Source organism: Bradyrhizobium sp. 27S5, from assembly GCF_037217225.1.
Taxonomy (GTDB): domain Bacteria; phylum Pseudomonadota; class Alphaproteobacteria; order Rhizobiales; family Xanthobacteraceae; genus Bradyrhizobium; species Bradyrhizobium septentrionale.
In genome coordinates, this window is the sequence record NZ_CP147714.1 from 1,284,731 (window position 1) to 1,297,015 (window position 12,285).

Consider the following 12,285-nt stretch of genomic DNA (forward strand, 5'->3'; position numbering starts at 1 on the left):
TCGATGGTTTGTTGTCGTCAGCTTTTCGACAGGTACTGCTGGTACAGTCTTGGGACTTGGATGTGTGCGACATGCTCGTGCCAAACCGACGAGAGGAGGGGGTGGGGCTCATCAGGGTTGCCGGCGCCGGCAGCGAGAAGCATCCATTCGCTCCCCATCGGGCAGGGGTGCGTTCTAAAATGGTTCCTAGTTGATTGAGCGCAACGCTCGCAATTTTACCGCTTTCTTCGATGCAACAGGAGTGAACTAAATGGCGTATCTTCCCGTGGCCGGTCTCCCCGTGGTCGGCGCACTCGATTCGACGGTGAATGGAGTGGGGTCTGACGGGGTGGTTGCCAGCCCCGCTTTCGGCGCGCTGTTGGGGCAGTATGCCCCGACGGGTGCCTACCAGTACCTGCCGGCAGGTGCTGCCGTCGTTGTCGCTCCGGTGGTCGTCGCTCCAGTTGTGGCTGCTCCCATGTACATGATGGCGCCGCCGCCTCCTCCTTCCATGCTGTTGAGCCAGCAAAGTTCGGGTTTGGAGCCTTCCGTCGATCCGGTATGGACGCATGAGGTCAAGGATGGTAAGGCCACGATCAACCTCGGCGACAAATATACGATCACGGCCGATGAGAAGGATGGCACCTGGACCGTTCGCAACAACCAGACCGGCCATGTCACGAAGATCCATGGCGATCCCCATGTTGACGCGGACGGGGATGGCAGGGATGACTTCGACTTCAAGAAAGATATGACCTTCCAGCTCGACGATGGGACCAAGATTACCGTCAATAATGTCGACTACGGTAATGGTGAGGCTATCTCCTCAAAGTTGACCATTACGAACGGTCACAACGCGATGGTTGTGGAGGGGCTCGGCGACGACAAGGATGGCAAAAACAATCTGAGGGTGACTCAGTCCAATGCTGGCATGACTCTTGATGAGCTGACACCCGATGGTGCCCAGGCGATCCATGAGAGCGGCCAAGGCTGGGTCGATGGCGCCGGCGGCGTGGTGAATCAGGCGAGTATCGATGCCGGCGAACAGGGTCGCGCGCCGGGCAGCTACCAGTCTGCAAGCGCAACGCCTGCCACTGCAACACCCGTGTTCTTCGTTCCTCCTCCACCGCCACCTCTTGCGATGGTTCCGCTTGCCGTCGCTCAGGCGCCAGCGCCGTCATCTCAGCCAGCGCCGTCATCTCAGCCAGCGCCAGTGTGGTCGCACGAGGTCAAGGACGGCAAGGCGACGATCAACCTTGGTGATAAGTATACGATCACAGCCGATGAGAAGGACGGCACCTGGACCGTTAGGAACAACCAGACCGGCCATGTCTCGAGGATCCACGGCGATCCTCACGTCGATGCTAATGGCGACGGCAAGGACGATTTCGACTTCAAGAAAGGTATGACCTTCCAGCTCGACGACGGCACGAAGATCACGGTGGACACGGTCGATTATGGCAAAGGAAAAACCATCTCCTCGAAGCTCACCATCACCAACGGCGACAATGCCATGGTTGTGGAGGGGCTCGGTGACGACAAGGATGGGAAGAACAATCTGAAGGTCACGCAGTCTAATGCTGGGCGGACGCTTGATCAGCTGACGTCCGATGGCGCTCAGACAATCCATGAGACAACTCAGGGGTGGGTTGACAACTCCGGACGCAAGGTGACGCAGGCGGTGATCAACCACAATGAGAACCCGGATGCGCCACCGGATTTCAAGACGATGATGCACGAGAGCATGTTCCAGCGCATTTTCCATCGCCATGCACAGCCGGCATGAGGCCCGATCCCGGGGCGTGTCGGAAACTCGTGGAAGCGGGCGCTAGCGCCCGCCTTTCATTTTCGCCAAACGGCCGCGAGAAGGGCAGCTTGGCGATCTATCGATTCAGGATCGACGGTAACAGTCAGATTGTCTCGGCAATCGCAGCCTTCGCCCCGACAAACGGGCGGAGGGCCTCCAGGCCCGGCTACCCGGCCAGAATTGCTGTGGCGCGTTCCCGCCCGTTGTCGGCGATGGAGGCGCTGCACAGGAACGGTGCTCTCAGGTTTGTCTGCATGTCAAAGGTAACCGGCATGAGGCCTCCACCTCGTCATGGCGCGGTTCGCTTGGGATACAGCCTGGGATGAGCTGATGGGTGGAGGTGAAGCGATGGCAAATGCCATGCTTGATGCCAGGCAGGAAGGTGACTCTTATCGCCGCGTTGAGGTGATCACTGGGGAGCGCCGGCGGCGACGGTGGACGCGCGAGGAGAAGGCCCGGATCGCGGCGGAGAGCTTTGAGGAGGGGACGAACATCTCCGAGGTGGCGCGGCGCAATGGTGTTTCCCGCGGACTGCTCACGGTGTGGCGACGCCAGGTAGCGGCGGCGATGGCCGGCAAAGCCCAGAACTTCGTGCCTATCCAAATTGGCGCCGAGAGCGATGGCGGGAGGGCTGGCGAGTCCGAGTGTATTTCGCCGGGTAAGATGAAGCCCTTGGAGATTGCCGCGCCGCCGGCCAAGGTCTGTGGAGCGGTCGAGATCGAGGTGAACGGGGCGCGCATCCGCGTCGAGCCGGGCGTGGAGCTGGCGACGCTTTCGATGGTGCTATCGGCGCTTCGAGGGATCCGGTGATTGCGCTACGGTCAGACCTCAAGGTGGTGCTGGCGGCCCAGCCGGTCGACTTTCGTAAGTCGGTGCATACGCTGTCGGCGCTGGTGAGCGAAGCACTGCGCGCGAACCCATATTGCGGCGACGTCTTCGTGTTCCGCAGCAAGCGCATGGACAGAGTGAAGCTTCTGGCGTGGGACGGCAGCGGCATGGTGTTGGTAACGAAGTGGTTGCACCAGGGGCGTTTCACCTGGCCACCGATCCGCGACGGCGTTGTGCATCTCAGTGCGACGCAGCTTGCGATGCTACTCGACGGCCTCGAGTGGACGCGTGTGTCGCCCAAGCCTGTGAAGCAGCCGGTCATTGTCGGCTGAGAAGTGAGGATTTCGCTGGAGCGTGGGTCACACGGATGTATCGTCTGATCATGGCGATTCGCCCCGACGCTCTTCCGGCCGATCCAGCAGCTCTGACCGAGATGGTGCTCGCGCTTGACGCTGAGAACGAGAAGCTGCGCGTAGCAATGCAGACGTTCAAGGACATGATCTTCGGGAAGCGCTCGGAGCGGCTTGCCGCGCTCGTGGCCGAGCAGCTCGCACTTGAGCTTGGCGACCTTGAGACCGGCGTCACGCCGCCTGCAGCTGCCAACGACGATGCAGCCGCGGCAAAGCCGCCCGGCAAACCACTGCGGAAGAAGGCGCGCCGCAACATCGGCGCGCTGCCCAAGCACCTGCCGCGCTGCGAGCAGGTGCTGGAGCCGGAGGCGACCGCATGCCCGTGTTGTCAGGGCCAGCTTCACAAGATCGGCGAGGACGTCAGCGAGGTGCTGGACATCATCCCGGCGATCCTGCGGGTGTTGCGGACGGTCCGTCCCAAGTACGGCTGCCGCCGCTGCACCGATGGTGTGATCCAGGCGAAGGTGCTGCCGCGCCTAATCGAGAGCGGCATGGCCTCGACGGCACTCGTGAGCCACGTGGTAGTCTCGAAGTTCGCCTGGTATCTGCCGCTTTACCGACAGGTGCAAATTCTGGCCGGCCAGGGTGTCCATCTCGACCGGGCGACGCTCGCCGGCTGGGTGAAGCGAGCGGCCTGGTGGCTCAGGAGCCTCTATGAGCTCCAGCTGCGCACCATCCAGGCTGCGCCGCGCCTGTTCTGCGACGAGACGCCGATGCCGGTGCTCGATCCCGGACGACATCGCCCGCGCATCTGCCAGTTCTTGGCGCATGCGATGGATGACCGGCCATGGGGCGGCCCCTCGCCGCCGGCGGTGGCCTACGTGTTCGCCGACGGCCGCGGCACGGCGGAGATCGCCAGACAGTTGACGGGCTTTTCCGGCATTCTGCAGGTCGACGGTTATGCAGCCTACAAAGCGCTCGCCCGCGATCATGGCGACGCGATCCAGCTCGCCTTTTGTCTCGCCCACGCCCGACGCAAATTCGTCGACGTGTATAAGACGACCCAGTCGCCGTTCGCTCGCGAAGTGATCGAGCGCCTGCAGGCGGTCTATGCCATCGAAGCAGAGATCCGCGGCAGCAATGCCGAGCAGCGGCTGGCCACCCGCCGCACCAGGTCCGCTCCATTGATGGAGGCGCTCAGGACGCGCCTGACCACAATGGTCGGCCAGCTCTTCTCCCAATCGAAGCTGGCGGAGGCCATCAACTACGCACTCAATCACTGGGACGGGTTGACGCTGTTTCTCCGCGACGGCCGTGTCGAGGTTGACAGCAACACAGTCGAGCGTTCCATGCGCCCGATTGCGATGGGAAGACGCAACTCATTGTTCAGCGGCAGCGAAGGCGGCGCCGAGAGCTGGGCGATCCTGGCGTCGCTCGTGAACACGGCAAAACTCCATGAGCTCGACCCGCAGGCCTACCTGGCCGATGTGCTGGAGCGCATCGTGTCCGGGCGAACCAAGAGCCATCAGCTGCACGAGCTGCTCGCCTGGAACTGGAAGGCGGCGCGCCGGCGCACACCGCAGGCAGCGGCATGAGCCCACGTCGCCATAAAGCAGCATCGTCGATGCCGTCAGCCGCGATGCCGCTTGCGGACCTCGAGCGATGGCTCCAGGCTCGCATCGATCGCCATCCTGCCGCCACTAGCATTCCCATGCTCGACGGCTATGCTGCCGCGATCGTAGCCGGACCGGTCTCGATGAGCCCGCTCGATTGGATCTGCCCGCTGCTCGCGATCGATGCCGACGCGTTCAACCATGGCGGCACGCCGGAGTTCGCCGCGATCTCCGCCGTTGCGCTGCGCCACAACGACATCAGCAACACCCTCTCGACTGCCCCCGATCGGTTCGAGCCGATACACCGGCGCAACCCCAATGGCGACGTCGATCCGCGTCCCTGGTGCCAGGGTTTCCATGCCGCGATGCGGCTCAGGCTGTCGGCGTGGGCGCCGATGCTGGACACCAGCAATGTCAATCACGGCCTGCTTCTGCCCATTCTGTTGCACTGTCGCGACGATCAGGGGCAGCCGATGCTCGGATCCCCCCGAAGCGGCCGCGAGACTGCCGACTTTCTGCGTAACGCCTACGCCGATATTCCAGCGGTCGTCGAGGCCATGCGCCAATATTGGATGCCGATCCGCTACCCACGCGCCCGCTGATCTCCGCAGACGTGGGAGCTCATACCGGTTACTGTCAAAGTCATGCCGACGCAAGCGTCGCAGTGAAAATCCCGTCAAGATCGCAAATTGGATTGAGGGCTGCCTCGACGGCGCGATCTACCCTCGGCTCAAAAGCACAAGCCCTGCCTCGCGTTGAGCTCTGCCTGTCTTTAGCCTCCGAAGCCGGGCGTGAACCCTTGCGCCCCCCGAACATCCATCAGCTTCTCAGGAAGCCGGAGGCGCTATGGGCTTTGAGCATCGCCATTCCCGTCAAAGTAAGCTGCTAGGGACGTTAAAAGGAAATCGCAGCAGCCCGCCGCCAAAAAGATCCCGGTGCATTCGGATTCGCGGGACCCGCTCGCAGCTCGGATCTGAGATCATTGAATGCGCATCTAATTGGTGGCACGTGCCAAGTTTCACTTGGCACGTCTTCGATTCGATTACTACGCGGGCTGTATCTCTATGTGGCGCCGAGCTTCGGCTCACCCATCATCAAGCTCGCTCATGGCCTCATCCATATCCGACTGGGAATCGCTTATGACTTGCGTGGCGACGGAAACGAGAGCCTTTTCGAATGCTCGGCGCAGTAGCGCTGCACGCGTGTCATCGCCGCCGCTCTCGGCGGTGTCGGAGGGGGCGCCAACCTGCGGCGCTGTTGCATTAATATCGGCTGCGTTCATGTCGTAACACCCGGATAGCGGCGTCGCCGCGAGATGACCTATCCGCTTCATGCTAGCAGGGACAGCTTGCGAAAAGCTGACTAAGATCGAGCCTCCTTGGCGGCTTCATCCATGACCACGCAAGTGAGGACAACCGTTGTGCCGGCACGGTCATTACTGCGATCGGAGCTCTGGTAAATCATGGCGCCAAAACACTTGGCCACGTCAGCAAGCGCGACGGCGACTGTTGCGCGTTGAAGGCTCAGTGGTACCACAAGCATTTGTGGAGCTATCGCGCTCGATCTGGCGCGCGCGGCAAGCCACCGAGATCGCACGATCATGGCAGGACGCACCTCACGCCAGTTCCACAAGAAGAGCAACACCTTGCTGGCGCAGCTCGATCGCATTCTCGACCGCTTTGAATTGCAAGCCAAACGTTGCGCGTCATGAGATTATCCCTCGCCAGCATCGCCCAGAACCTTCGCCGAACGGATTCCTATCCAACGCGGACTCGCATAGGCACCCGTCATCGCGACGGAGCATCGAAATCAAAATGCTGCCACTCTTTTCACAGAATGGGCCGAAGCAGGGGGGGGCATTTGCTCGAACACAGCGTTGCGGGCCCGGACCCGGAGCGGACGTGGCGTCCTGCGTCTCGACTCCCCTGCCACAAGCCTTGACGAATCTCGACGCGCGGCGTCTGTATGTAGATCTGCCACGGTCTTCCATTCTGCATCTAGTAGGGTGGAAGCTAAGAGAGAACCCGGTGCGCCGGTAACGGCTATTCCGGGGCTGCCCCCGCAACTGTAAGCGGCGAGCGGTTGTCATAATGGTCACTGGCCGCGACAGCACCGGGAAGGCCGACAGCCGCAGCGACCCGCGAGCCAGGAGACCGGCCGCGACAGAATAGAACGTCCTCGGGCGGGGTGCCCCGTGCGTCGCTTGCAGCCTGGGACGTTTGACCCGTCTCCTCGCAAGTCGTGCGCGTGGCTTCACCCCCTAACATCGCGGGGTTGCCGATGTCGCCGTCTTACGATTTCAATCAGCATGGTCATCTAATTGAGTGGCCGAGTGTGCGGCCGTGGCCGGCGCGGCCAAAGTCTGCCGCGCCTCAGCGGTGTGTTGTGCCGCCGCCGTCATCGCCTCCGCTGCCGCGGCCTCTCGCGCCATTGCCAAAGCCGTCCGATCTCACGCTCGATCGATCGCGCGACGGCCTGCTGACCGCGTTCGGCAAGCTAACGCGCCGATCGTTCTGCTCGTCGGCGAAAGCGTCCAGGACATGTTCGCGCGGGTGTCCTGTGCCTTCGCGGACGATGTTGCGCACGCCCAACGTCTCTATGACGCGATGTCTCGGCTGTGGTTCATGCCAGCCACGCCGGTGCTGTCCAATGGCGGCACCACGCGCGGCCTGCCAATCTCGTGCTTCCTTAACTCGGTGTCGGACTCGCTCGAAGGCATCGTTGGCACCTGGGACGAAAACGTGTGGCTTGCCTCCAACGGGGGCGGTATCGGCACGTACTGGGGCAATGTTCGCTCGATCGGAGAGAAGGTGAAGGGCGGCGTCAGCTCAGGCGTCATCCCGTTCATCCACGTCATGGACGGCCTGACGCTGGCGATCGGCCAGGGCTCGTTGCGGCGCGGCTCGGCGGCGGTCTATCTCGATATCCAGCATCCCGAGATCGAGGAGTTTCTCGAGATCCGCAAGGCGTCCGGCGACTTCAACCGCAAGAGCCTCAACCTGCATCACGGCATCAACCTCACCGACGAGCTCATGCGTGCCGTGGGCGCCGGCACCGCGTTCGCTCTGCGCAGCCCGAAGACGAACGAGGTCGTCCGCGAGATCGACGCGCGACAGCTATGGCAACGCATTCTTGAGAACCGGTTGCAGACAGGCGAGCCTTATCTCTTGTTCATCGACACTGTGAATCGCGCGCTTCCCAAGCACCAGCGCGAGCTCGGTCTCAAGGTCTCGACCTCCAACCTGTGCAGCGAGATTACGCTCCCGACCGGCATCGACCATCGCGGCGAGGAGCGCACCGCGGTGTGCTGTCTGTCATCGCTCAACCTCGAGACTCGGGACCAATGGAATGAGGAACCCGGCTTCATCGAGGACGTCATGCGCTTCCTCGACAACGTGCTCACCCACTTCATCACGACGGCGCCGGAGGGTATGAAGCGGGCCCGCTACGCCGCCCTGCGCGAGCGCTCCGTCGGACTTGGCGTCATGGGCTTCCACTCGTTCCTCCAGGCGAATGGCATTCCAATGGAGAGTGGCTTGGCGAAATCATTCAATCTAAAGATGTTTCAGAAGATCCGGGGTGATGCCGACGCGGCATCCGTCGCCCTTGCTCGCGAGCGTGGCCCGTGCCCGGACGCCCTGGAACGTGGCGTGATGGAGCGCTTCAGCCAGAAGATCGCGATCGCGCCGACTGCTTCGATCAGCATCATCTGCGGCGGCACCAGCGCATGCATCGAGCCGATCCCGGCCAACATCTACACCCACAAGACGTTGTCTGGTGCCATCTCGGTACGTAATCCTCATCTGACCAGGGTACTGATCGCCAAGGGCGCCGACACCCCGGTGACCTGGCAGTCGATCATTGCGCAGGAGGGGTCGGTCGCCCATTCCGACATTCTGTCGGAACACGAGAAAGCGGTGTTTCGCACCGCTTTCGAGGTCGACCAGCGCTGGATCGTCGAGCTTGCAGGCGACCGGGCCGCATTCATCTGCCAGAGTCAGTCAATCAACCTCTATCTGCCGGCCGAGGTCGATAAGTGGGATCTCCACATGCTGCACTGGACGGCGTGGAAGCGTGGGGTGAAGAGCCTTTATCACTGCCGTTCAAAATCGATCTCGCGCGCGGCGTTCGCCGGCAAGATCGTCGACGATGACGAGGCCGCGCCGCGGCAGCTGCCTGCGCAGCGCACCGATTATGAGGAGTGCCTCGCATGTCAATGATCGATCTCTCGTGTGTCGATCCGCGCACGCTGATCGGCAAGGGACGCGTTGGTCTCCTTGACTCGATGGGCAGCTATGACGTTGATCGCTACGCTTGGGCCTACGAGTTCTGGAAGCGTCAGCAGCAGACGCATTGGATGGCCGAGGAGGTGCCGCTCGGCAACGACCTCAAGGACTGGGCGTCGGACCGCGTCACCGCCAGCGAGCGCGCGCTGCTCACCCAGATCTTTCGCTTCTTTACTCAGTCGGACATCGAGGTCGGTGACAATTATCTCAAGCGATACATCCCGATTTTCCAGCCGCTCACCGTCCAGATGATGATGGCGGCCTTCACGAACATGGAGACGGTCCACATCAACGCCTATGCGCTGCTGCTCAAGACGCTCGGCATGCCCAAGACCGAGTTCGAGGCATTTCGCAGCTATGCGCAAATGCGCGCCAAGGCGGACTACATGCACGAGTTCGGCGTTGACACCGTGGCCGATGTCGCGCGCACCCTGGCTATGTTCGGCGCCTTTACCGAAGGCATGGCGTTGTTCGCGAGCTTCGCTATGCTGCTCAATTTTCCGCGCCACAACAAGATGAACGGCATGGGACAGATCGTAAGCTGGTCGGTGCGCGACGAGAGTCTCCACTGCGAGGGCGTCATCAAGCTGTTTCACGAATGGCACCGCGAGACCGGCGCCGTGACGCGCTCGGTCCGTGACGACATCGTCGATGTCGCCAGAACGATGGTAAAGCTGGAGGAGAACTTCGTCGATCTCGCCTTTGGCCTGGGCAAGATCGAGGGCATGCGTCCTGAGCAGATCCACGCCTACGTCCGTTATGTCGCCGACTGGCGACTGACCCAACTCCGGATTGCCCCGGTTTTCGGCTTCTTCAAGGCGGAGGAGGATGGGTTCACGCAGCTCAAGCCGCATCCGCTGCCTTGGCTCGTCGAGATTCTCAATGGCGTCGAGCACGCCAATTTCTTCGAGCAGCGCGCCACGGAGTACTCCAAGGCGGCGAGCCGAGGCAGCTGGGACGGCGAGGACGGGGTGTGGGCGGCTTTCGGCCGTATGTAGGCAGCCGGAACAGCATGCGTCCGTTCATACATCTTGGAGGTTCGCGGAAGTCCTCTGCTGCGGCTTCCGGCGGCACAGCGGACCTCAAGCGGCATCATCCACGCCGCTCGAAAATCATAATGGGGAACACCCGCCCACGGGGCTGATGTACGAAAGTGAAGTCTGATCTTGTGCTGAGTTGCTTCGGTGCGGCAGACTTCGAAAAGGCGATCACAATCGTTGCAATTTGCAGATTGGCGAGACGTCCGTCCCGCATACGGAACTCGGAAAGTTCTGGCGGTACAACTTCGGAAGGCCGAGCCTGAGATGGTCCGGCGTGCGAAGGCCGGGCGTGAGAGGGGCCGGCGGAGGATGGCCGGCGTGCGAGGGATTTTTATCCATATCCTGCCATAGCAAATCTTGGTCGAAATCAGGATGCGCCTCGATCGCCTGAGCGATCGTCTGCTGCGAGAGGTGATGCGGGGACGGTTCTGGTGCTGGATCTGCACCGAGCGCAGCCGGCGCATGCGAATCATCCTCCCAACGCAAGCCTGGCGAATAGGGTTGCGCTATATCCAGGTACGGCGAATAAGGGTGCCGAGCATCCAAGTACGGCGAATAGTGACGGCCTGCGTCCAGATATGGCGAATAGGGCTCCCCCGGCAGCGCGGGCGAGGCGGTACGATGTGGCGCAGCACCACCCTGAGCGCCGTTGAGCTGCTGCTCAAAGCCGGTAGCGTCCGTGGGCGGTAGCGGTGAATTGGTGTCCGGGCTCGTGTTCGATGGTCCGAATTCGTTGAAATCCATCTGTCACTCCCGCATGATGGAGCAGCTCGAGCAATGCGAAGGCTCCTGTCCTGCGAGACCGAAGCAGCTGTTTCGGAGGTTCGCGTTGATCTTCAAGCTCTCCTGGATGCACACGTCTGGCGCGGTCGATGCGAGGCGCCGCCATCCAGACAGGCTCGTCCTGGGTAAGGCGGCTTTCGAAAAGCTGACGACCAGATGGATTTAAGCGAATGCAGTTCGGATCCTCGGCTCTCTCGTATTGTTAAGTCACTTCTGGCCTGCAGCTTCGCGCGCGATGCCGTCCTGATGCTGCGCTTCTGAGGAATAGTGGCTTTCAGGTCGTCCGTCGCGAATGACCGTGCTCGAGGAGCCACGAAACAACATCAAAACCGACCCCAGTGGCGGCTTTTCGGCAGCGGTTGGATTCCGCCGCGCCTGCGCCTCCGCCACAAGGCCCTTGAGCGTTTGGTCCACGAGCGCGATGAAGCGCGGCGGGCCCGAAGCCAGGACGAGGCCATCTCCTGGAGCCGGCTTCACGATATAGCGCTCATCGGAGATGTTGAGCACATCGAGCGCGGTCCTGAACGCATCGAAGCTGATCGGGTTCAACACAATGAGACGGCTTTGCGCCTCTTGAGCCGCGGATATGTAAAGCACGAGACCGTCGTAATACCATTGAAGATTGTACAGATTGGTCAAGCGCTCGAGGAACTCTCGCGGTGGCTGGTCCGGCATTCGCCCACGAATCCGGCCCTTTACCTCGGCGCTGACATTGACCCTGATATTGTGATTGTTGCCGAACTCCTGCAGCGCGGCGGAAAGGTCCTGATCCAGAACCGTGTAGCTGTAAGGAGCCGACGGCAGTGAGAGGGACGCGCCGAGCGCGCTTACCGATCCCAGATAGACAAAAACTCCGACATGGAGAACTCTCCTCAAAATGTAGACCGTTGTGGATCGGATGAGCATTCCCGAAGGCCTTCCGCCTGAAAAAAACCTAGAATTTCATTCCAACGTGAAGGCCAAACGTGATCTTTAGATGACGTAACCAGCGGCATCTTCGTCAGGTTTTCGTCAGCTCGCCAATCTACGCTCATGATCCGTTCGTCGTTCAACCATGCCTGATCTCATCACACGAGCACAATGACTCCTTATATTATGATGGTAGGCGCGACGCCGATCTCTCCCCATTCAGCTGACTGTGTTTCCAGTGCCTGCTCGCCGGCCGCCACTGGCGAGCAGGCCCACTTTGAGCAGTCCCTTGCGCAAGCGTCTTCCAATGAGGTCGTCGCCTCGTCAGTCTCAGCTAGAGCGGCAGTCGCTCCGCCGGTATCAGAGGTTCAGCGTGCGGGTGCGCTCGCAAGTCCGCCGGGCGATCGCGTCCTTCATGCACTTTCCACTATGTACCGGAGTCATGCCGTTTCTCCCGCAGTCAGCGGCGCGCCTGCTCCGAATGGCGTGCAAGGGGGGGCGGCTGCGCAGCTGCTTGTGCAGGTGGATGATGTCGGCGCACATGCGGCGGTTAAGCCGATAGGTTCGGATTTCGATTCGATGATGGTTGGTCTGCGCGATGTCTACAGAGACGTCGTTCAGGTTTCACTTGTCTCCAAGAGCACCAGCGCTGTCAGTTCGTCGCTGAACAAGCTGCTATCGGCCGGCTGA

The 12,285-nt window shown here is 61.5% G+C and carries 11 protein-coding genes and 1 riboswitch; of the genes, 8 read left to right on the forward strand and 3 right to left on the reverse strand.

The features are described 5' to 3' along the window. The first annotated feature begins 250 nt into the window (after positions 1-250). From WDM24_RS06240 to WDM24_RS06260, 5 genes are all read left to right on the forward strand, one after another. Positions 251-1,765 (forward strand): DUF1521 domain-containing protein, encoded by a 1,515-nt coding sequence (locus WDM24_RS06240; RefSeq protein ID WP_338830717.1) that lies wholly within the window; start codon positions 251-253, stop codon positions 1,763-1,765. A 369-nt stretch (positions 1,766-2,134) separates the two neighbouring features. Further along, the gene (gene tnpA / locus WDM24_RS44375) at positions 2,135-2,596 is read left to right on the forward strand and encodes an IS66-like element accessory protein TnpA (protein ID WP_166208700.1); all 462 of its coding nucleotides are present in this window, start codon (positions 2,135-2,137) and stop codon (positions 2,594-2,596) included. Then, positions 2,593-2,946 (forward strand): IS66 family insertion sequence element accessory protein TnpB, encoded by a 354-nt coding sequence (gene tnpB, locus WDM24_RS06250; protein WP_166208697.1) that lies wholly within the window; start codon positions 2,593-2,595, stop codon positions 2,944-2,946. Before tnpA ends, tnpB begins: the two co-directional genes overlap by 4 nt. Positions 2,947-2,996: 50 nt before the next feature. Continuing rightward, entirely contained in the window at positions 2,997-4,559 is a 1,563-nt protein-coding gene (gene tnpC / locus WDM24_RS06255) for an IS66 family transposase (protein ID WP_166213760.1), read from the forward strand. Between the two features lie 29 nt (positions 4,560-4,588). Continuing rightward, positions 4,589-5,179 carry a YecA family protein gene (locus tag WDM24_RS06260; RefSeq protein ID WP_166213761.1) on the forward strand — a complete coding sequence of 197 codons (591 nt, stop codon included), beginning with the start codon at positions 4,589-4,591 and terminating at the stop codon, positions 5,177-5,179. A 482-nt stretch (positions 5,180-5,661) separates the two neighbouring features. Here WDM24_RS06260 and WDM24_RS06265 read toward each other — a convergent pair whose 3' ends face one another. Continuing rightward, positions 5,662-5,859, reverse strand: a complete 198-nt coding sequence (locus WDM24_RS06265; protein ID WP_166071913.1) for a hypothetical protein — start codon at positions 5,857-5,859, stop codon at positions 5,662-5,664. 680 nt (positions 5,860-6,539) lie between these two features. Further along, positions 6,540-6,753, forward strand: a riboswitch (cobalamin riboswitch). 364 nt (positions 6,754-7,117) lie between these two features. On the opposite strand from WDM24_RS06265, the gene WDM24_RS06270 reads away from it, so the two are divergent. Both WDM24_RS06270 and WDM24_RS06275 read left to right on the forward strand, forming a co-directional pair. Next, positions 7,118-8,797, forward strand: a complete 1,680-nt coding sequence (locus WDM24_RS06270) for a ribonucleoside-diphosphate reductase subunit alpha (protein WP_414645693.1) — start codon at positions 7,118-7,120, stop codon at positions 8,795-8,797. Continuing rightward, entirely contained in the window at positions 8,788-9,861 is a 1,074-nt protein-coding gene (locus WDM24_RS06275) for a ribonucleotide-diphosphate reductase subunit beta (protein WP_338823070.1), read from the forward strand. Before WDM24_RS06270 ends, WDM24_RS06275 begins: the two co-directional genes overlap by 10 nt. Before the next feature lie 210 nt (positions 9,862-10,071). Here the strand turns inward: WDM24_RS06275 and WDM24_RS06280 are convergent, their stop codons facing one another. Together WDM24_RS06280 and WDM24_RS06285 are read right to left on the reverse strand one after the other, a co-directional pair. Next, entirely contained in the window at positions 10,072-10,647 is a 576-nt protein-coding gene (locus WDM24_RS06280; protein ID WP_338696031.1) for a hypothetical protein, read from the reverse strand. Between the two features lie 246 nt (positions 10,648-10,893). Further along, on the reverse strand, positions 10,894-11,592 hold the full coding sequence (locus tag WDM24_RS06285) for a nodulation protein NolW (protein ID WP_173643971.1): 699 nt from the start codon (positions 11,590-11,592) through the stop codon (positions 10,894-10,896). Between the two features lie 192 nt (positions 11,593-11,784). Between WDM24_RS06285 and WDM24_RS06290 the strand changes: the two genes are divergently transcribed. Next, positions 11,785-12,285 (forward strand): nodulation protein NolB, encoded by a 501-nt coding sequence (locus tag WDM24_RS06290; RefSeq protein WP_338701017.1) that lies wholly within the window; start codon positions 11,785-11,787, stop codon positions 12,283-12,285.

Coding starts and splice junctions, on each gene's coding strand:
- WDM24_RS06240 (WP_338830717.1), top strand. CDS start 251: ATGGCGTATCTTCCCGTGGCCGGTCTCCCCGTGGTCGGCGCACTCGAT.
- tnpA (WP_166208700.1), top strand. CDS start 2,135: ATGGCAAATGCCATGCTTGATGCCAGGCAGGAAGGTGACTCTTATCGC.
- tnpC (WP_166213760.1), top strand. CDS start 2,997: ATGGCGATTCGCCCCGACGCTCTTCCGGCCGATCCAGCAGCTCTGACC.
- WDM24_RS06260 (WP_166213761.1), top strand. CDS start 4,589: ATGCCGTCAGCCGCGATGCCGCTTGCGGACCTCGAGCGATGGCTCCAG.
- WDM24_RS06265 (WP_166071913.1), bottom strand. CDS start 5,859: ATGAACGCAGCCGATATTAATGCAACAGCGCCGCAGGTTGGCGCCCCC.
- WDM24_RS06270 (WP_414645693.1), top strand. CDS start 7,118: ATGTTCGCGCGGGTGTCCTGTGCCTTCGCGGACGATGTTGCGCACGCC.
- WDM24_RS06275 (WP_338823070.1), top strand. CDS start 8,788: ATGTCAATGATCGATCTCTCGTGTGTCGATCCGCGCACGCTGATCGGC.
- WDM24_RS06280 (WP_338696031.1), bottom strand. CDS start 10,647: ATGGATTTCAACGAATTCGGACCATCGAACACGAGCCCGGACACCAAT.
- WDM24_RS06285 (WP_173643971.1), bottom strand. CDS start 11,592: ATGCTCATCCGATCCACAACGGTCTACATTTTGAGGAGAGTTCTCCAT.
- WDM24_RS06290 (WP_338701017.1), top strand. CDS start 11,785: ATGGTAGGCGCGACGCCGATCTCTCCCCATTCAGCTGACTGTGTTTCC.